Source organism: Amycolatopsis keratiniphila subsp. keratiniphila, assembly GCF_001620365.2.
In the GTDB taxonomy this organism is placed as follows: Bacteria; Actinomycetota; Actinomycetes; order Mycobacteriales; family Pseudonocardiaceae; genus Amycolatopsis; species Amycolatopsis keratiniphila.
On the sequence record NZ_LQMT02000020.1, the window covers coordinates 282,780 to 302,977 of the forward strand.

Genomic DNA, 20,198 nt, shown 5'->3' on the forward strand with positions numbered 1-20,198 from the left:
GAAAGCCACTTTCGCAACCTTGAACGTTGCGAAAGTGGCTTTCGCAACACGCGGGCGCTCACGAGGCCAGCCGGAAGTACATGAAGGCCCCCTTCCTTGCGCCTGGCGCAAGGAAGGGGGCCTTCATGTACTGGACCGAAAGAATCAGTCGTCGTCGTTCGAGCCGAGGGCCGTCTTCGAGACCTGCATGAGGAACTCGATGTTGGTCTTCGTCTTGCGCAGACGCGAGATCAGCAGGTCGATGGCCTGCTGCGAGTCCAGCGCGTGCAGCACCCGGTGCAGCTTGTGGGTGACCGCGAGCTCGTCGGGCGAAAGCAGCAGGTCTTCCTTGCGGGTACCGGACGGGTTGATGTCCACCGCGGGGAACACGCGCCGTTCGGCGATCTTCCGGTCGAGCTTGAGGTCCGCGTTCGCGGTGCCCTTGAACTCTTCGAAGATGACCGTGTCACCGGTGGAACCGGTCTCGACCATCGTCGTGGCGAAGATCGTCAGCGAGCCGCCGTTCTCGATGTTGCGCGCCGCGCCGAGGAAACGCTTCGGCGGGAACAGCGCCGTCGAGTCGACACCACCGGAGAGGATCCGGCCGGACGCCGGGGCCGCCAGGTTGTACGCACGGCCAAGACGGGTGATCGAGTCGAGCAGCACGACGACGTCGTGGCCCATCTCGACCAGGCGCTTCGCCCGCTCGATGGCCAGCTCCGCGACCGAGGTGTGGTCGGACGGCGGGCGGTCGAAGGTCGAGGCGATGACCTCACCCTTCACCGACCGCTGCATGTCGGTGACCTCTTCGGGACGCTCGTCCACGAGCACGACCATCAGGTGGCACTCGGGGTTGTTCGTCGAGATCGCGTTCGCGATGTCCTGCATGATCGTCGTCTTGCCGGCCTTCGGCGGCGAAACGATCAGCGCACGCTGCCCCTTGCCGACCGGCATCACCAGGTCGATGACGCGGGTGGTGAGCTTGTGCGGCTCGGTCTCGAGGCGCAGCCGCTCGTTCGGATACAGCGGGGTCAGCTTGGTGAACTCGGGACGGCGCTTGGACTCGTCCGGCTCCAGGCCGTTGATCGAGTCGACGCGCACCAGCGGGTTGAACTTCTGCCGCTGCTGCTCGCCGTCACGCGGCTGGCGCACGACACCGGTGATGGCGTCACCGCGGCGCAGGCCGTACTTGCGGACCAGCGAGAGCGAGACGTACACGTCGTTCGGCCCGGCGAGGTAGCCCGAGGTGCGCACGAACGCGTAGTTGTCGAGCACGTCCAGGATGCCCGCGACGGGCAGCAGGACGTCGTCCTCGCGGATCTCGGTGTCGGGCGAGCCGCCCTGTTCGCGGCCACCGCCGGAACCCCGGCGGCGACGGTCGCGGAAGCGACGGCCGCGACGGCCGCCTTCCTCGTCGTCGTCACCCTGCGGGCCCTGGCCCTGGCGCTGGCTGTTGTCCTGGCCGCCGCCCTGCTGGTTGCGCTGGCGGTTGTCCTGGCCACGGCCGTCGCGGTTGCCCTGGCGGTTGCCGCCCTGGTCACCACGGTCACCGCGGTCGTTGCGCTCACGCTGCTGGCCGCCCTGCTCGGGCGAACCGGCGGCACGGTTGGAGCCGCGGCGACGACGGCTGCGGCCGCCCTCCTCCTGCTGCGGCTGGCCGTCCTGCTGCCCGCTTTCCTGCTGCGCGGGCCGCTCGGCGGCGGGCGCGGAGCCGTTCTCCGAAACCTTCTCGGCCTTCTCCGCACGAGGAGCCTCGGCCGGAGCGGCTTCCTCCTTCGGGGCCTCCTGCTTCGGGGCCTCGGTCTTGGGCGCTTCGGCCTTCGGGGCCTTGCGCGGTGCGTCGATCCCCTCGAGCGGAAGCGTTTCGCTCGCCGCGGCGGGGGTCTTGCGCTTGGTCTTGCCCTGGCGCTCGCGGATGGCCGCGATCAGATCGCCCTTGCGCATGCCCGTCGTCTCGCCGATGCCAAGGTCCCCAGCGATCGAGCGCAGTTCGGCGACGGTCTTGCCGGTCAATCCGCCGACCGTGCGCTTGGGAGCGACGACGCCGTTCGACTCGGCGGCGCCACCTTCGACGTCGCTCAAAAGATCGGTGTTGCTCACAAATGTCCTTCCTGACCGATCCACGCCTCCAGGTGGATCAGCGGACCGCCGCTCGCGTCCGATTGCGAAACGGCGTAATTGGCCCCCGATACGGGCGATCAGCTCCTCGGCCGTGTTGAACACAGCTAGAAGGCCTCCAGCACAGGGATTTGCGTCCTCCAAACGGAGGAAGCGGAATTCGGCACCGCCGGAACCGGGAACCCGCCTGCGTCCATCCGCTACTCCCCGCTTGCCAGGCGGTGTACGGAACTGGCGGATCAACGAAGGATGCGGGCCAAGGATGACACTGGTCACCTGGACCGGCACCGGGTGCGGAAACGCACGGTGATCGAACGCCCCCGAGGGTAGACCGCGCCACGGTCCGGTGCAACAACCACCCCCCGCGTGGCGGGGCGGGGCTCCGGCATGTGACCGAGGCTTTACTGAGCCGCAACCTGAACGCCGCCCGGATCGATCGGCAGCTCGGTGACGTCGAAAGACGTAACGTCGACGCCCGCCGGGAGTATTCCCCCGGTGGTCAGCGCGAGCACCGTCGGACCGGCCCCGGAGATGGCCGCGGCCACCCCTTCGGCCCGCAGTGCGCGCACCAATTCGCTGCTCGCCGGGTACGCGGACGCCCGGTAATGCTGATGGAGCCGATCTTCGGTCGCGGAGAGCAACAGGTCCGGGCGCGCGGTCAGCGCGTGCACCGCGAGCGCCGCGCGACCGGCCGTGAACGCCGCGTCGGCGTGCGGGACCCGCTCGGGAAGGAGCCCGCGGGTGGCGTCGGTCGAGGACCGCAGCGCCGGGACGGCGACCACGGGCCGGATGTCGTGATGCGGCTGGAGCCGTTCGGCGCGGAACCGCTCGCCCTCGCTCCACGCCACCACGAAGCCGCCCAGCAGGCTCGCCGCGGCGTTGTCGGCGTGTCCTTCGAACTCGGCCGCCAACTGCAGGGCGTCGTCGTCCAGGGGCTTCTCAGCCAGCGCGTACGCCGCCGCGACCCCGGTCACCACGGCGGACGCGGACGAGCCGAGGCCTCGGGCGTGCGGGATGGCGTTGAAACACCTCAGGTGCAGGCCGGGCGGCCGGAGGCCGAGGTGCTCGCAACCGCGCCGGAAAGCCCGCACGACCAGGTGCGATTCGTCGGTCGGGACGTCGTCCACGCCACCCGCGCCGACGTCGGTCACCTCGATCTTGAGTCCCGCGTCGGTGATCTGGAGTTCGACCCGGTCGTACAGCGCTAGCGCCAGGCCGAGCGCGTCGAACCCCGGGCCGAGGTTCGCCGAAGACGCCGGGACCTTGATCTTGAGCAGCGTCATCGCAGGTCCAGCGCGGCGGCGACGGCGGTCGGGTCGACGGCGAGCGGCTCGACCTCGACGTTGCCCTCCAGCGCCGTGGCCGGATCCTTCAGACCGTGTCCCGTGACGGTGCACACAACGGTCGAGCCCTTGGGCAGACGGCCGTCGGCGGCCGTGGCGAGCAGGCCGGCGACGCTGGTCGCCGAGGCGGGCTCCACGAACACGCCCTCCTTGCGGGCCAGCAGCCGGTACGCCTCGAGGATCTTCTCGTCGGTGATCGCCTCGAACAGGCCCGCGGACGCGTTCTTCGCCTTCATCGCGCCGTCCCAGGACGCGGGGCTGCCGATGCGGATCGCGGTCGCGATGGTGTCGGGGTCGGCCACCGGCTCGCCGCGCACGAGCGGCGCGGCACCGGCCGCCTGGAACCCGAACATCCGCGGGGTGTTCTTCACCACACCGTCGCCCGCGTACTCGGAATACCCGGCCCAGTAGGCGGTGATGTTGCCCGCGTTGCCGACCGGCAGGCAGTGGATGTCCGGCGCCCGGCCGAGCACGTCGCAGATCTCGAACGCGGCCGACTTCTGGCCGGCGATACGCACCGGGTTGACCGAGTTGACCAAGGTCACCGGGTAGTCGATCGCGGTCTTCTGCGCGAGTTCGAGGCAGTCGTCGAAGTTGCCGTCCACCTGCAGGATCCGCGCGCCGTGCAGGACGGCCTGGGCGAGTTTGCCCATCGCGATCTTGCCCTGCGGGACGAGCACCGCGCAGGTGAGCCCGGCGCGGGCCGCGTACGCCGCGGCCGAGGCCGACGTGTTGCCGGTGGAGGCGCAGATGACCGCCTTGAGCCCGCTGGCGAGCGCGTGCGTGATGGCCACGGTCATCCCGCGGTCCTTGAACGACCCGGTCGGGTTCGCGCCTTCGACCTTGAGGTGGACCTCGCAGCCAGTCAGTTCCGAGAGGTGCGGGGCGGGCAGCAGCGGCGTGTTGCCTTCGCCGAGCGTGATCACCTTCGCGCCGGAGGGGACCGGGATCCGGTCCGGATAAGCCTGGATGATCCCCGGCCACGGTTGGGAAATCACTGGTCTTCGCCTTCCACCCGCATCACACTGACGACCTGGTTCACCACATCGAGCTGGGCAATGTCGTCCACAGTGGACCGCAATGCCGCGTCCGGCGCCAGGTGGGTGACCACGACCAGGCTGGCCGTGTCGTTCGCGTCTCGCTGCCGCACCGCGGCGATGCTGACGCCGTGCCCTGCGAACGCCTGGGCCACCTGGGCGAGGACGCCCGCTCGATCGGCCACGTCGAGACTGACGTGGTACCGCGTCGGCGTCTGGCCCATCGGCCTGACCGGGAGCGCGGCGTGCGCGGATTCGCGCGGGCCACGGCCGCCGACTACCCGGTTTCGAGCCACCGCGACGAGGTCGCCGAGCACGGCACTCGCGGTCGGCGCGCCACCGGCGCCCTGACCGTAGAACATGAGCTCACCGGCGGCGTCGGCCTCGACGTAGACGGCGTTGTACGCGCCGCCCACCCCGGCGAGCTGGTGACCGCGCGGGATCATCACCGGATGCACGCGCGCCGAAACGGATTCGGTGCCGTCGTCGGCGGTGACGCGTTCGCAGATGGCGAGCAGTTTCACCGTGCGGCCCAGCACGTTCGCCGCGGCGAGATCCGACGCGGTGACGTCGGCGATGCCCTCGCGGTGCACGTCGGACGCGGTCACCCGGGTGTGGAACGCGAGCGAGGCGAGGATCGCGGCCTTGGAAGCCGCGTCGTAGCCGTCGACGTCGGCCGTCGGGTCCGCCTCGGCGTAGCCGAGCCTACTGGCCTCTTCCAGCGTTTCCGCGTAGCCGGCGCCGGTGGAGTCCATCGCGGACAGGATGTAGTTGGTGGTGCCGTTGACGATGCCCATCACGCGGGTGATGCGGTCACCGGCCAGCGATTCGCGCAGCGGGCGCAGGAGCGGGATCGCCCCGGCCACGGCCGCTTCGAAGTACAAATCGACACCCGCCGCGTCGGCGGCCTCGAACAGCTCCGCGGAGTGTTCGGCAAGGAGCGCTTTGTTCGCCGTGACAACGGATTTCCCGGCCTTGAGCGCGTCGAGCAGCCACTCCCGCACCGGCTCGATGCCGCCGACCAGTTCGACGACGACGTCGACGTCCGGGGAGGTCACGAGCTTCGTCACGTCGGAGGTCACCAGCTCCGGCGGCAGCTCGGGGTGCTTGTCGGGACGCCGCACCGCGATACCCGCCAGCTCCACCCTGGCGCCCGCCCTGGCGGCCAGCTCCTCGGCCTGCTCGGTGAGCAGCCGGACGACCTCGCCACCGACCGTCCCACAGCCGAGCAGGGCGACCCTGATCACGCGTCCGTCTACAGTAGACACTTGCTAGACCTCCAGGCGCAGCATGTCGTCCGTCGTCTCCCGCCGCAGCAGCACGCGGGCGCTGCCGTTGCGCACGGCCACCACCGCGGGCCGCGGCTGCCGGTTGTACCCGCTGGCCATCGAGTAGCAGTACGCCCCGGTGGCCGCCACGGCGAGCAGGTCGCCGGGAGCAAGGGTGTCGGGGAGCCAGCAGTCACGGACGACGATGTCGCCGGACTCACAGTGTTTTCCCACGACCCGGGACAAAGCGGCGCTCGCCTGGCCGTCCCCGTCGTCGTCGGCCGACCGGGATACGAGACGGCAGTCGTACACCGCGTCGTAGAGGGCGGTGCGGATGTTGTCGCTCATCCCGCCGTCGACGCTGACGTAACGCCGGGCGGCCTTGTCGCCGAGCGAGACGTCCTTGATGGTGCCGACCTCGTACAGCGTGATCGTGCCGGGGCCGGCGATGGCGCGGCCCGGCTCACCGGCGATCTTCGGCACCGGAAGGCCCGCGTACTCGCATTCCTTGCGGACGATCTCGCGGATCTGCGTGATCATCTGCGCGGGCGGCGGCGGGTTGTCCTTGTCGGTGTAGGCGATACCGAAACCACCGCCGAGGTCGACGATCGACAGCTGGTCGAGCAGATCGGAGCCGTGCTCCTTGGCGAGTTCGGCCAGCAGGCCGACCACGCGGCGGGCCGCGACCTCGAAACCGTCGGCGTCGAAGATCTGCGAACCGATGTGGCTGTGCAGGCCGATCAGCTTGAGCGACGGCGCGTTGAGCACGCGGCGCACGGCCTCGGCCGCGTCGCCGGAAGCCAGCGAGAAACCGAACTTCTGGTCCTCGTGCGCGGTGGCGATGAATTCGTGCGTATGCGCCTCGACGCCGACGGTCACCCGGATGAGGACGTTCTGCACGACGTCGTGCCGGGCGGCGACGTCGGCCAGCCGCGCGATCTCGTAGTAGGAGTCGACGACGACCGTGCCGACGCCCGCTTCGACGGCGGCTTCCAGTTCGGACAGCGACTTGTTGTTGCCGTGGAAGGTGATCCGCTCCGCCGGGAAGTTCGCGCGCTGCGCGACGGCGAGTTCGCCGCCGCTGCAGACGTCCAGGCTCAGCCCCTGCTCGGCCACCCAGCGGGCGATCTCGATGGACAGGAACGCCTTGGACGCGTAGTGCACGAGCGCCGGGTCATCGAACGCCTCGGCGTAGTCGGCGCACCGGGACTTGAAGTCGGCCTCGTCGACGACGAACAGCGGCGTGCCGTACTTCTCGGCGAGTTCGCGGACGTCGACGCCGGCGATGCGGACGACGCCGTCACCGCCGCGGAAAGTGTTGCGGGGCCAGACTTTCGGGTACAGCCTGTCGAGTTCTTCGGGACTCGACGGCGGGAAACCGGAGGCGTCGGCGTGGGGGTAGACGTCGGCGTGGCGGGGGCCCGCGGGGTGAGCCATTCTGGGTTACATCCGTTCCGGAGCAGAGACACCGAGCACGTTGAGGCCGTTCGCCAGCACCTGGCGGGCGGCCTGGCACAGCGCGAGCCGGGCGAACGTGAGGGGGGTGGCCTCCTCGTCGCCCTGGGGGAGAACACGGCCGACGGTGTAGAACTTGTGGTACGCGCCGGCGAGTTCTTCGAGGTACCGGGCGACGCGGTGCGGTTCGCGCAGCTGTGCGGCCCGGCGGAGGACGGTCGGGAATTCGCCGATCGTGCGGATCAGATCGCCCTCGGCGGGCAGCGTAAGCAGTCCGAAGTCGACTTCGCCATCCGATTTCAGGCCGAGGTCGGCGGCGTTGCGCTGCAACGAGGCCAGCCGGGCGTGGGCGTACTGGACGTAGTAGACCGGGTTGTCGTTGGAGTGCTTGCGCAGCAGGTCGAGGTCGATGTCCAAAGTGGAATCGACCGAGTAGCGGATCAGCTCGTAGCGGGCCGCGTCCACACCGACGGTGCCGACGAGGTCCTCCATGGTGATCACGGTGCCGGCGCGCTTGCTCATCCGGACCGGCTTGCCCTCGGAGACCAGGTTGACCATCTGGCCGATCAGCACCTCGACGACGGCCGGGTCGTCACCGAAGGCGGCCGCCGCGGCCTTGAGCCGGGCGATGTAGCCGTGGTGGTCCGCGCCGAGCATGTAGATACACAGGTCGAAGCCGCGCTTGCGCTTGTCCTGGAAGTAGGCGAGGTCACCGGCGATGTAGGCCGGGTTGCCGTCCTTCTTGATGACGACGCGGTCCTTGTCGTCGCCGTGTTCCTTGGACTTGAGCCACCAAGCGCCGTCTTCGAAGTACAGGTTCCCGGAGTCCTTCAGCTGCTGGACCGAGGACGCCACGGCGCCGGACTCGTGCAGCGAGTTCTCGTGGAAGTAGACGTCGAAATCGGTGCCGAACTCGTGGAGGCTCTGCTTGATCTCGGTGAACATCAGCTCGATGCCGACCCGGCGGAAGGTCTCGGCCCGCTCGTCGTCGGGCAGCGACAGCGCGCTCGGCTCCTGGCGAATGACCTCGGCGGCGATGTCGTTGATGTAGCCGCCCGCGTAGCCGTCCTCGGGGGCGGGCTCGCCCTTGGCGGCGGCGATCAAGGACCGCACGAAGCGGTCGATCTGCGCGCCGTGGTCGTTGAAGTAGTACTCCCGGGTGACCAGGCCGCCCTGCGCGGACAGCACGCGGCCCAGCGCGTCACCCACCGCGGCCCAGCGGGTGCCGCCGAGGTGGATCGGGCCGGTCGGGTTCGCCGAGACGAACTCGAGATTGATCTTGACGCCCGCCAGCGCGTCGCCGAGGCCGTACTTCTCGCCGGCGTCGAGCACCTGCTGGACGATCTGGCCCTGCGCGTCGGCGGCGAGCCGCAGGTTGAGGAAGCCCGGCCCGGCGACCTCGGCCGAGTCGATGCCGTCGGTGGCCGAGAGCGCCTCGGCCAGCGCGTCGGCGAAGTCGCGGGGCTTCATGCCCGCCTTCTTGGCCACCTGCAGCGCCAGGTTGGTCGCGTAATCGCCGTGCTCGGGATTGCGGGGACGCTCGATCGTCACCTTCTCCGGCAGCACGGAATCGTCGAGGCCGCGCGCGGTGAGAACCTGCACGGCGGAGTTACGGACCAGGTCGGCGAGAGCTGCGGGAGTCACTCGCGGAATTCTAGGTGTGACCTGGTCCGGGCTTCGCAGCGACCGCCGGAAGGTGTGAGCCAAGCCGGTGATCTTCCGACTGTTCACGGTGATCAGACGCGCGGTCTCTACACTGGCCCGCGCAGGGACCACCCCCTTCGGAGAACGCAGGAGCCATGGCTAACGGGACAACCAGAAAAAAGGGCGCGTCGTCGAAGAACGCCATGAAGGCCGCCCGTAGTTCCGTCGTGTCCAAGAAGGGCACGCCCTGGGGCACGATCATCGCCGTCGTCGCGATCGTCGTCCTGGCTGCCTCGGTGGTCACCTACTACATGGTCGCCTCGGCGCCCAAGCGCGAGCAGAAGACCCGCGAAGAGGCCGCGGCCGCCTTCGCCCCCTCCCAGCAGGACCCGGATCCGTCCAAGCGGATCCCCGGGGTGGTCACCGCGACCTATTCAGCCGGCGCCCACGTCAGGGCGACCGAGCGGGTGGCCTATGACAAGACCCCGCCTTACGGCGGCCCGCACGACGACAGCTGGGCCTCTTGCAACGGCGTCGTCTACCCGAACGCGATCCGCACCGAGAAGCTGATCCACGGGCTCGAGCACGGCGCCGTCTGGATCGCCTACAACCCGCAGCAGGTCTCCGGGGCCGCGCTGGACCTGCTCAAGGTCCGCGTCGAGGGCAAGCCGTACACCATGATGTCGCCCTACCCTGGGCTCGACAAGCCGATCTCGCTCCAATCGTGGGGGCACCAGCTGAAGCTGGACAACGCCGACGACCAGCGGATCGACCAGTTCATCGCGGCGCTGCGCAGCAACCCGAACGGGGTCTACCCGGAACTGGGCGCTTCCTGCGACTCCTCGATCGCTCCGGAGGACGAGCCGCCGTTCGACCCGACGCCGCCCGGACCTGACGCCAAGCCCATGGACTACAAGGGCACCGCGGGCACCGCGCCCGACGCGCCGCAGCAGTCCCAGACCCCGCCGTCCGCGCCCGCCTCGAAGTGAGCCAGGTGGACTCCGACCTCGACCGGGTCGACGAGGCAAGGGAGGAGGGACCGTCCCATCCTGCCCGCCGGTGGCTGGTGGTGGGGGCCGCGCTCGTCGTCGTCCTCATCCTCGGCCTCGGCATCGGCGCGTTCCTCGCCCGGCTGATCGACAACGAACCGGCGACCGTCACCCCTGCCGCGGGTTCGGTCGAGGTCGGGTTCGCCCAGGACATGTCGGTGCATCACCTCCAAGCGGTCACCATGGCGAACTGGGCACGAGACCACTCGACCGACCGGCAGGTCGAACAGCTCGCGTTCGACATCCAGAGCACGCAGACCGAGCAGATCGGCAGGATGAAGGGCTGGCTCATGCTCTGGGACCAGCCTGAGCAGGCCGCCGGCGCGCCCATGGCCTGGATGACCGAACCGATGGCCGGTCATTCCGGGCACGGGCAGGAGGCGACGGGGCCGTCCAGCGGGTCCCTCATGCCCGGCATGGCCACCACCGCCGAACTGACCAAGCTGCGCTCGCTTCAGGGCAAGGAACTGGACGTCTTCTTCCTGCAGCTGATGCTCAGGCACCACCAGGGTGGGACGGCGATGGCGCAATACGCGCAGGAGCACTCCGGCCTGCCCGCGCTGAAGGCGTTGGTCACGAGCATCCTGGCGTCGCAGGGCGCGGAAGCGGACCTGATCACCCGCATGCTCGCCTCCCGGGGCGCCCAGCCTCTGCCGCCCCCCTGAATACGAAGTACGTGAAGGCCGTTCCTCGCCACTCACGAGACCTTCACCTTTTCGGCCGATGCGGCCGACAATAAATCACCAGTAGTTTCGGATTGCACAGGGAACGAAACATGGGGGGCTCCGGCTCGTTCGCCGGACCGGGAGTCGTGACCGTCCACCGAACGGTCACCGCGATTACCTGCGGGGGCTCGACATTCCGGGATTCATGACCACGTGAGCGGCGAGATCCTTGAATTCGCCGCCGCAATTACGTTCAGCCGATTCGTGATTCCCTTTTCTCCGCCCTCTGACCCGTTCCTGGACCATTCCATGCAACCTGGAGGGGTATTCCTTGGAAACCAAGAAGCGAGCGAAGCAGGCGATCGCCGGTGCCGTACTGGCCCTGGCCGCGGTCGCCGGCGGGACGGCGACCGCATCGGCCTCACCGGACACCGTGCTCACGGACTGCTTCGTCACCACCGTCGGCGTCCCCGCGTACGACTACCCGAACCGCAATATCGTGGTGTGGGTCGGCCAGGGCCAGGGCCTTTTCCTGACCCAGGTCTCCGGCTACTGGCGCAAGGGCAATCTGTGGGGCGGTCAGTCCAACGTGTGGATCCACTCGAACTACCTGCGCATGGCCAACGGTTCGGCCTGCTGAAACCCGTGACAGGCCCTAGTTGAGCCGTACCGGAGTGGCGCTCCAGCGGCTCAGTCGTGAGGGTTCGGGAGTCATCGGCTCCTGAACCCTCACGACGCGCACTACCAGGACAGCTCCCGGCAGCGTTGAGCACATTGGGGCACTTCTATCTGCAGGGTCGCGTGCTCGATGGAGTAGCGGCTCGCCAGCAGGTTCTGCGCCTCGGTGAGCACCTCGGCCTGCTCGACGGTGGGCGCGATGGTGAGGTGCGCCGACGCGACCTCCATCCCCGAGGTCAGCGTCCAGACGTGCAGGTCGTGAACGTCCTCGACGCCCTTCAGTCCGCCGAGTTCGGCCTGGATCCCGGCGACGTCGACGCCCTTGGGCGCGTGCTGGAACAGGATCCGCAGCGCGCGCCGGGCGAGGGCGTAGGTGCGGGGCAGGACGAACAGACCGATCGCGACACCGATGATCGGGTCGGCGTAGCGCCAGCCGGTCAGCAGCGTGATCGCGCCGCTCAGCAGCACACCGACGGAGCCGATCAGGTCGGCGAGGACCTCGAGGTACGCGCCCCGGACGTTGATGCTCTCCTCCGCGCCCTTGCGCAAGATCATGAAGGAGGCGATGTTCGCGACGAGGCCCGCGGCCGCGGCCAGCAGGACGGGCAGGCCGGGCACGGCGGGCGGGTCGCTGATCCGGCCGATGGCCTCGACCAGGACGTAGCCCGCGACGCCGAACAACAGGATGGCGTTGCCCAGCGCCGCGAGCACTTCGGCGCGATAGAAGCCGAATGTCCTGGTGAGCGTCGGGCCGCTGCGCCGGGCGAGCAGGATGGCCGCCAGCGCCATGCCGACGCCGAGGACGTCGGTGAACATGTGCGCGGCGTCGGAGATCAACGCGAGCGAGCCGGTGGCGAACCCGACGACGAACTCCATGACCATGAAGCCGGCGCCGATGACCAGCGCGATCGTCAGGCTCTTGAGGTAGCGGCCTGACGCGCTCGACGGCGCGGCCGTCCCATGCCCGTGCCCGTGACCCATTGCTCCGCCTCTCGTGAAGTCGACAGGCCGAATATATTGTCACATGCGCATATGTGCAATACAGGTGAGCCTAAGTTCACCATGTCTTAAGCCACACAAGGAAGCCATCCCCCAGGAGGGCCTTCCCGAAACCTGGAACCGCCACGCACCGCTACCGAAGCGACCCGAGGAACCCCCGCAACTGGCCGACGAAGGCCTCCGGCCGCTCGAACGCGGCGAAATGCCCGCCCTTGTCCAGCACCTCGTACCAGCGAAGATCGGTGTAGCGCAGTTCCGCCCAGCGCCGGGACGGCCGGATGATCTCGCGCGGGAAGATGGAGATACCCGAAGGAACTTCAACGGCCGAGACGTCCCGCTCCTTGCTCTCCCAGTAGATCCGTGCCGACGAGGCCGCCGTGCCGGTGAACCAGTAGACGGAGATCGCGTCGAGCATCTGCCGCCAGGACAGCGCACTCTCCGGCGAGCCGTCGTTGTCGGTCCACTCCCGGAACTTCTCGGCGATCCACGCGGCCTGGCCCATCGGCGAGTCGGTGAGCCCGTAGCCGACCGTCTGCGGACGCGTGGCCTGCTGCTGCGCGTACGCGGATCCGACGGCGCGGAACCGCGCGAGGTCGCCGATCGCCGCCTTCTCCTCCGCCGTCGGCTCGCCCAGCACGGAGTCGTCGTACGGGACGCCCGCCATGTTCACGTGTACGCCGATCAGCCGCTCCGGGACGACCTTGGCGAGCATGTTCGTCACGCCGGTGCCCCAGTCGCCGCCCTGCGCGACGTAACGCTCGTACCCGAGCCGCCCCATCAGCTCGGCCCAGGCCCGGGCGATGCGCTCGACGTTCCAGCCCGTCGACGACGGTTTGTCACTCCAGCCGAACCCCGGCAGCGACGGTGCCACGACATGGAACGCGTCCGCGGGATCGCCCCCGTGCGCGGCGGGATCGGTCAGCGGCCCGAGGACGTCGAGGAACTCCACGACCGACCCCGGCCAGCCGTGCGTGAGCACGAGCGGCGTCGCGTCCGGCTCCGGCGAGCGAACGTGCAGGAAGTGGATCCCGAGACCGTCCACAGTGGTCTTGAAGCCCGGGAAAGCGTTGACCCGGGCGGCCAGCCCGAAGTCGTAGTCCTCGGCCCAGTACCGGCACAACTCCCGCGCGAACTCCAGCGGGACACCCTGCTCCCAGTCGTCGACCGTGGCCGGCTCGGGCCAGCGCGTCGCACGCAGCCGGATTCGCAGGTCTTCGATCTCGGATTCGGGGATCCGCACCTCGAACGGTTCGATCACCAGGTCCTCCCAGTTCGTCGATGCCACCAACGCTACGCATTTCGGCTGCCCACCGGCTCGCTCTTGCGAAAGACCTGGTCAGGGGGACCCCTGGCCGCCTCGTCGGGCATCACGCCGGTTAACGACCACCACTCGCGAGAGCCCCCGGGGACATGCGCTAAGCTTTCAACGTCGCTCAGGCGGCAACGCCCTCGTAGCTCAGGGGATAGAGCACTGCCCTCCGGAGGCAGGTGTCGCAGGTTCGAATCCTGCCGAGGGCACACTTCCGACCAGGCCAAACACCGTTCGCCAGTCTAGACTGGACGGTTATGTGACAAGAAGCGTGGCAAGACCTCCGCGACAGTGAGTCGCGGTAATACCGTTCTCCGTCGCGGTCCCCGCGGCTCCATCAGCCGCCTCCCCAGCGGCTCACTCCGGGTGCGGGTCTACGTTGGCACCGATCCGTTCACTCACCGCGCACACATGCTCAGCCAAACCATCCCCGCCGGACCGACCGCTCTCGATGATGCGGAGGCGGCAGCCCGGCGGATGCTGACGCAGGTCCGCGAGCGCCGCGAACTCCGAACCGACGTCACCCTGACTGAACTACTCGCTAGTCACCTGGCCCTCTTGCACGCCAGTGGCACTACCCGGCACTCGTACCAGTGCATGGTCACCAAGCACGTGCAGCCGCTGCTGGGACACCTTCGGCTCTCCGCGATCACCCCGGAACTACTGGATCACTACTACTCCGAACTCCGCCGCTGCCGCGACCACTGCCGGCGCCCGCAGAAGAACCATCGCTGCCGACCGCTCGCGCCCGCCACGGTCCGCAAGATCCACTATCTGCTCAGCGGGGCCTATCACCGCGCCTTCCGCTGGGGCTGGATCGACCGCAGCCCCACCATGGACGCCGCGCCACCGCCCAAGGCGCATCTGGAACCCCAACCACCTACCCCGGCCGAGGCCGCCCAGATCATGGACGCCGCTGCGCGGCACTCTAACCTCGGTCCGCTGGTCTGGCTGGCCATGGTGACCGGCGCCCGCCGCGGCGAACTCTGCGCACTACGGTGGCGCCACTTCGACCCGGTCCACCGCGTCCTGGTCATCCGGGCCAGCATCGCCCAAGTCGGCACCACGACCTGGGAGAAGGACACCAAGCTGCACCAACGGCGTCACCTTGCCCTCGACGCGGACACCACCGCCATGCTCGTGCGCTACCACCACGCCCAGCAGCACCGCGCCGCCTCGATCGGCGCCGCGCTCACACCGGACAGCTTCGTGTTCTCCGCCCGCGCCGACGGCGCCACCTGGCGCCCGCCGGACTCCCTCACCCGCCAGTACCGGCGTCTGGTCACCCGCCTCGGAATCCGCACCACCCTGCACAAACTGCGCCACTACTCGGCCACCGAACTCATCGCCGCCGGCGTCGACGTGCGTACCGTCGCCGGCCGACTCGGCCACTCCGACGGCGGCACCACCCTCGCCTACTACGCCGCCTGGGTCCGCGAGGCCGACCAACGCGCCAGCAACATCCTCATCTCCCGACTCCCCACACCCCGGCGTCCACTCGCCACCAAGCCCGACACTCGCACCACCACCCGCCGACCACGCTGCCCGTACGAAACGATCGCCGCCGAACTGCGCACCGCCATCACCGACGGCACTCTCACGCCCGGCTCCGCTCTCCCCACCATCCAAGAACTCGCGACCATCCACCACGTCGCCCCCAGCACCGCCCACCGTGCGATAGCCCAGCTCACCCGCCAGCACCTCATCACCGTCACCCGAGGCTGCCGAGCCCGCGTCAACAAAACAGTCCCGAGTACATGAGAAAGCCGCCGCCGATCCCAACTGCCTAACCCGCCGAGCATCCACAATGACTCACGCTGCGCCACTCACGCGTCGGCAGAACTCCTCACCATGACCACCGCCCACCACCAGTTGCGTCGGCTAGAACACCGCCCGATCCCGACTCGATCTACCCACGTAACACCCGCGCCATGTCGAGCGACCTTTCCAGGCACCTCTGCCTGATCAAGGAGCTCCACAGTGCGCACCACTCGACTCATCGCCCTCGCCGGCACCGTCGCCGTACTCGCCACAACGGGTGCGTGCGGAACCCAGCCCGCGCCGACAACTCCGGACGCCGCCGCACTCCCCAGTGCGTCGCCCCAGGCCGCGGCGCCGACCGACAATGCCCCAGCCGGGGCCAACGCTCAAGGCAGGGTGCCGAAGCAGTTAGGCGAGGCCGCGGGGTTCACGAGCCAGGACGGCACAACAAAGGTCGTCACATTCACGATCGACAAGATCACCGTCGACCCGAAGTGCGACCCGTATATGAAGACCGAGGCAGGAAAGCACACGCTACTGCTGGACATCCGCGTCGCGACGAACCAACTCTCCCCGGAGGACGCGATCCAGCTAGGCGGGACGATCAACCCCTTCGCTTTCCAAGTCGTCACACCAGACGGCGTCACGACCCCGGCCGAGCTCGGCATGTGCAAAAGCAGCAGCCTGAAAGCCCTGCCCAACAACTGGGCATCGAACTCGAAGTACACCGGCCAAATAGAGCTCCAGGTCACGGCCAAGAGCGGCGTACTCGCGCTGATCCCCGGCGGACTGACCAACGCCGGAGGCGGCTGGGAATGGAAGTACTAGCTCCCGCATCCGATCGCCGATCCCGGCGGACCTACGAGCCACAGCTTCGCCAGTCGCGCGTACGCCGTTGGTGATCCGAACGACGAGTACGGCAGGCTGTACCTGTGTCGACAGCAGTGATCACCGCGAGCGCGAGCGTACTGGTCGCCGTTCTTGTGTTCGTTCTCAACCAGCGTGCTCAAATCCGGCAAGAGCGGCGTCAGGCTCGGCTAGCAAGGGTGAACAGCCAGCTGCGAGAATTGTATGGGCCCCTCAACGCGCTTGTGGAGATCAACGAACGCGTCTGGGAGGCCCTGCGTGATTCGGGGCTGCCCCGCAAGGCGGATCGGAGTCCTTCTCGCGCCGACAGCGACTGGCTGCGGTGGAGGAGTCAGGCGTTGCAGCCGGTCAACCTGCAGATGCGTGACCTGATCGTCGATCATGCCGACCTCCTGATCGAGCCTGAGCTCCCGAAGGCTCTGTGCGACTTCTGCGCCCACGTGGCCGCTGTGGAGATCGTGCTGGCGGCTGAGGCCGACGGTGTGCGGGATCGGGCCCTCATCGTCCATCCTGGTGCTCCGTTCGCGACGTACGTGCGCGAGGCCTTCCTCCGTCTCAAGCGCGAGCAGCAGCATCTGCTAGCCGCGGTGAACCGGCCTCGTGAAATACCGGCCAAGTAGCGCTCGCCCCCCAGCCGCCGCCCCGTGTAACGTTCTGCGGCTAATCAGAGATTACTGCCACACGTCCCGACAGGCCTACCGCGAGAGGGCGCATGAGCACGGACAACACCGAGATGCACCTCGAGTTGGGGGCCAGCGGCAAACCGCTGGTGCGGGTGTTCCTCAGCTTCGCCGGACAGGACAAGACCCTGGTTCTGCGCTTATGGGACCTGCTGGCCGAGGCGTTGGTCATCGACCGTGTATTCGACTTCCAGCTCTGGCGATCCGATGAAGCAATCCTTGTCGGCGAGGGCTGGGACGACCGGATCCACAACGCGTTGTCGGCAGCTGAGGTCGGAGTTGTCGCGTTGAGCAACGCCTTCCTGGGCAGCGAGTACATAACCGGCGTCGAGCTGCCCGCACTCGTCGACGTCCCTGGGAAGCGTGTGGTTCCGTTGCTGCTCCGGAAGACCAGCAAGCAGGCGGACTGGCGCGGATTGAAGAGCAAGCAAATCTACGGCTATGAACGACCGTTCAGCGACGTGCGCGGGATGTCGGCGCGGGATGCGTGGGTGAACGGCCTTGTGACCGAGATGCATCGGGTGCTTGCCCGCTACGCGATACACGCCGACAAGCAGCAGTGATCGCACCCATGCAACGGATACCTCCCGCCACGGCACGCGCCCGGCTGCGCAGGGTCGACTTAAGCGCGGTGGACCACACGGCGATGAGCGTGCTGCTGAATGTGATGGGCACGGCGGACGAGTTGACTGCGGAGCGGGTGCAGCATCTGCTATTCGCTCAGCAAACATCGGCGGACGCGACGAAAGCGTTGGAGCGCTTGGTCAAACTGGTCAACGCCGCCGCAGCAGATGAGGGTGTGGATCTCCAAGTACAGGTCCACGGCGCGAACAAATTGGGTGTGCCGGGTCGGACGCTGAGCTTCTGGGCTGAGCGCGACGACGTGGCCGGGGCACCGCTGCGTGAACACGAGGCGGTTCGTGACGTGCTCATCGAGGACCGGAAGGCTACTGTGCTCGGGCCGCGACGGATTGTGCTATGCAATGCCACCGCGGACGACGTACCAGCTGCACGCCTGTGGGATCTGCTGTTCGAAGCATTGGGCGGTGAGCAGCACGGAATCGCCGTATGGCGGTCCGACAGGGACGTGCTGACAGGTGACGACCGGGAAAGACAATTCCGCATGGAAGTGGCGGGCAGCGAACTGGTGGTGGTCGCGGTCAGCAACGCCTGGTACGCACAGCCCGCGCTCGGCGAGACATTGCGTGCCTACAGCGGTTCCTTCGGCCCGACGGTGATGCCGGTACTGCTGCGGCCGACGAGCTCCCGAGCGGATGGGTTCGAGACCAAGGCTATCTATCCCAGTGGGTCCCAGGCTGTCCCGTTCATCGGGCTGAGGAACCTGGGCCAGGACAAGTGGGTGAATGGCCTCGTCGAGCACATCCACCGCCAACTCGACCGCGCGAGCGCGAAGCCACTGGACATGGGCACGAAAGACCGACGCATGCTCAAGGAGACATGCGGGGACCAGTTCTTCGACCTGCACGGCCGTCCCGGAGGCATGGATCCGAACACGGCCGACGGTGCGCACGACCAAGAGCGGCGAGTCGAGGACGTCGTGGCGTACCTCATGGAATGGGCACGTGATCCAGACAGCGCTCCGCTTGCCGCTCTGCTGGGCGAGTACGGCACTGGCAAAACAATTACCTGCCAGGAGTTGACCGAAAGGCTACTAGCCCAGCCGGCTCGATCGGGGCCCGAGCCGCTGTACTTCGACCTCCGGCGTCTCGGAAACCTGAGCAACCTGGTGCCGCCTCTGACCGCCATTCTGACCGAGTGCATCAACCGCGGCTGGGCAGCTGGGAACATGCGGCTCCCGTCAGGAGAGGAGGTCATCGCACGGGCCCAAAAAGTACCTACCCTGTTCATCATCGACGGATTGGACGAGGTCCTTGTCCGGCTCGACGCCGCGCAAGGTGCAGCCTTTACCCATGAGCTCCTCAAGCTCCGGCCAATCCGAGTGAAGGGCAAGGGCACGGTCTACGCCCCGTTCGCCGGGGTGGATACCAAGATGCTGCTGTCCTGCCGAACTCACTATTTCCGGTCGCTCCGGGAGCAGTCCAGACATTTCCTCGAGCACGACCGTGATCTCGCAACCGCCGAGGACTACGTCGCACTGATGTTGTTGCCGTTAACCGACGTGCAGATCCGCGGATACCTGGACAAGGCCCTGCCAGACCAGGACGTCGAGCAGGTGATGGACATGCTGGGAGCGGTGCACGACCTATCCGACCTGGCCACGCGCCCGTACACGCTTACCAAGGTCGCCGCGCAGATCCCCTTCATCGAGGACCGTCTCTCGCAGAAACGGCCGGTGCACGCGGCCACGATCTACCGGCAGGTCCTGCACGATTGGCTCGCACGAGACCTCGGCAAACACCGTCTGCGCCCCGACCACAAGCTCACCTTGATGGCTCGATTGGCTGCGTGGTCCTGGAGGCGTGGTGACCGGCGGGTCGACAGCGCCGACTTGGACGACTGGCTCGACGAGCAGCTCGCCACGGACCCCGTGCTCGGTAGGCGCTACGGGAACACCTCACGCGATCAACTCGAGGAAGACTTGCGCACCGCCACGTTCGTGGTTCGCAACGACCACAGCGGGCCTGACCGCCCCGACTTTCAGTTCGCCCACAGCTCTATCCATGAGTACTTCCTCGCCCAATACCTATGTGACGCGATACGCGATGACCGCCGTCAAGACTGGTGCCTTCCCATCCCGCCAGTGGAGACATTGGATTTCTTGGGCCAGTTGATCGCAGACGACGATGATCAAGAGACACTCCGGGCAATCCTGAACCGATGGCGTACGTCGTACTTGGAAGGAGCCAGTGAGCTGTGGCTCCGGTACGCGCTTTACGCCATCGCACACGACCGACCACATCTCACGCTGGCCGGCTGTGATCTCAGTGGTGCCCGACTACGAGGCTGGCAGTTCATCGGTACGAGGACCTCCCCCCTCATTTTCACCGGAGCCTCCCTGTCCGGAGCGGATCTGCGCGAAACCCGCTGGGACCATGTCAATCTCGCCCGGGCGCGCCTTGAGGCCACCCGCCTCGAACAAGCCGTGCTACACGAGACCACGATCATCGACGGAAGCCTGCGCGATGCCGATCTCACGGGCGCCTTCCTCCGCCGCTGCCGCCTGGACAACACCGATCTGACCGGCTTGAAAATCAACCATCTCCGTCACGTCTACAGTGGCAACGACCTACCGACCCCGTCGCCGCCCGTCCGGACCCGACTCCAGTCACTCACCACACACAGCGGACCGGTCCAGGGTGTCGCATTCAGCCCGGACGGAACCCGACTCGCCACCGCCAGCGACGACGGCACCGCACGCATCTGG

The 20,198-nt window shown here is 67.8% G+C and carries 16 protein-coding genes and 1 tRNA gene; 9 read left to right on the forward strand and 8 right to left on the reverse strand.

Going from position 1 to position 20,198, the window contains the following annotated elements; all coding sequences use genetic code 11:
- Positions 1-144: 144 nt before the first annotated feature.
- The 6 genes from rho to argS all read right to left on the reverse strand — a co-directional run bounded on the left by rho (position 145) and on the right by argS (position 8,844).
- On the reverse strand, positions 145-2,079 hold the full coding sequence (rho, locus tag AVR91_RS21605) for a transcription termination factor Rho (RefSeq protein WP_063272818.1): 1,935 nt from the start codon (positions 2,077-2,079) through the stop codon (positions 145-147).
- A gap of 419 nt (positions 2,080-2,498) precedes the next feature.
- Positions 2,499-3,380 (reverse strand): homoserine kinase, encoded by an 882-nt coding sequence (gene thrB, locus AVR91_RS21610; protein ID WP_063272817.1) that lies wholly within the window; start codon positions 3,378-3,380, stop codon positions 2,499-2,501.
- The gene (gene thrC / locus AVR91_RS21615) at positions 3,377-4,438 is read right to left on the reverse strand and encodes a threonine synthase (protein ID WP_063272816.1); all 1,062 of its coding nucleotides are present in this window, start codon (positions 4,436-4,438) and stop codon (positions 3,377-3,379) included. Before thrC ends, thrB begins: the two co-directional genes overlap by 4 nt.
- Positions 4,435-5,745, reverse strand: a complete 1,311-nt coding sequence (locus tag AVR91_RS21620) for a homoserine dehydrogenase (RefSeq protein WP_063272815.1) — start codon at positions 5,743-5,745, stop codon at positions 4,435-4,437. Before AVR91_RS21620 ends, thrC begins: the two co-directional genes overlap by 4 nt.
- A gap of 3 nt (positions 5,746-5,748) precedes the next feature.
- Entirely contained in the window at positions 5,749-7,182 is a 1,434-nt protein-coding gene (gene lysA / locus AVR91_RS21625) for a diaminopimelate decarboxylase (protein ID WP_016336876.1), read from the reverse strand.
- A gap of 6 nt (positions 7,183-7,188) precedes the next feature.
- Complete coding sequence (gene argS, locus AVR91_RS21630; RefSeq protein WP_063272814.1) at positions 7,189-8,844, reverse strand: arginine--tRNA ligase; 1,656 nt, start codon at positions 8,842-8,844, stop codon at positions 7,189-7,191.
- A gap of 203 nt (positions 8,845-9,047) precedes the next feature.
- Between argS and AVR91_RS21635 the strand changes: the two genes are divergently transcribed.
- The 3 genes from AVR91_RS21635 (at position 9,048) to AVR91_RS21645 (ending at position 11,198) form a co-directional block, all read left to right on the forward strand.
- Complete coding sequence (locus AVR91_RS21635) at positions 9,048-9,833, forward strand: DUF3105 domain-containing protein (RefSeq protein ID WP_063272813.1); 786 nt, start codon at positions 9,048-9,050, stop codon at positions 9,831-9,833.
- Positions 9,834-9,838: 5 nt separating this feature from the next.
- Positions 9,839-10,558, forward strand: coding sequence for a DUF305 domain-containing protein (locus tag AVR91_RS21640; protein ID WP_063272812.1), 720 nt, complete (start codon positions 9,839-9,841; stop codon positions 10,556-10,558).
- 331 nt (positions 10,559-10,889) lie between these two features.
- Positions 10,890-11,198, forward strand: a complete 309-nt coding sequence (locus tag AVR91_RS21645) for a hypothetical protein (RefSeq protein ID WP_063272811.1) — start codon at positions 10,890-10,892, stop codon at positions 11,196-11,198.
- Positions 11,199-11,299: 101 nt separating this feature from the next.
- Here AVR91_RS21645 and AVR91_RS21650 read toward each other — a convergent pair whose 3' ends face one another.
- Complete coding sequence (locus tag AVR91_RS21650; RefSeq protein WP_063272810.1) at positions 11,300-12,217, reverse strand: cation diffusion facilitator family transporter; 918 nt, start codon at positions 12,215-12,217, stop codon at positions 11,300-11,302.
- 151 nt (positions 12,218-12,368) lie between these two features.
- Entirely contained in the window at positions 12,369-13,496 is a 1,128-nt protein-coding gene (locus AVR91_RS21655; protein WP_211282751.1) for an epoxide hydrolase family protein, read from the reverse strand.
- 184 nt (positions 13,497-13,680) lie between these two features.
- On the opposite strand from AVR91_RS21655, the gene AVR91_RS21660 reads away from it, so the two are divergent.
- From AVR91_RS21660 to AVR91_RS21685, 6 genes are all read left to right on the forward strand, one after another.
- Positions 13,681-13,753, forward strand: a tRNA-Arg gene (locus AVR91_RS21660).
- A 388-nt stretch (positions 13,754-14,141) separates the two neighbouring features.
- Positions 14,142-15,305: a tyrosine-type recombinase/integrase gene (locus tag AVR91_RS21665; protein ID WP_063272809.1), complete on the forward strand. Its 1,164-nt coding sequence runs from the start codon at positions 14,142-14,144 to the stop codon at positions 15,303-15,305.
- 219 nt (positions 15,306-15,524) lie between these two features.
- Positions 15,525-16,133, forward strand: a complete 609-nt coding sequence (locus tag AVR91_RS21670) for a hypothetical protein (RefSeq protein WP_143254049.1) — start codon at positions 15,525-15,527, stop codon at positions 16,131-16,133.
- A gap of 104 nt (positions 16,134-16,237) precedes the next feature.
- Positions 16,238-16,792 (forward strand): hypothetical protein, encoded by a 555-nt coding sequence (locus AVR91_RS21675; RefSeq protein ID WP_228709280.1) that lies wholly within the window; start codon positions 16,238-16,240, stop codon positions 16,790-16,792.
- A 92-nt stretch (positions 16,793-16,884) separates the two neighbouring features.
- Positions 16,885-17,415, forward strand: a complete 531-nt coding sequence (locus AVR91_RS21680) for a toll/interleukin-1 receptor domain-containing protein (RefSeq protein WP_063272806.1) — start codon at positions 16,885-16,887, stop codon at positions 17,413-17,415.
- A gap of 8 nt (positions 17,416-17,423) precedes the next feature.
- The coding region (locus AVR91_RS21685) for an NACHT domain-containing protein (protein WP_394329961.1) at positions 17,424-20,198 on the forward strand (2,775 nt) is incomplete at its 3' end.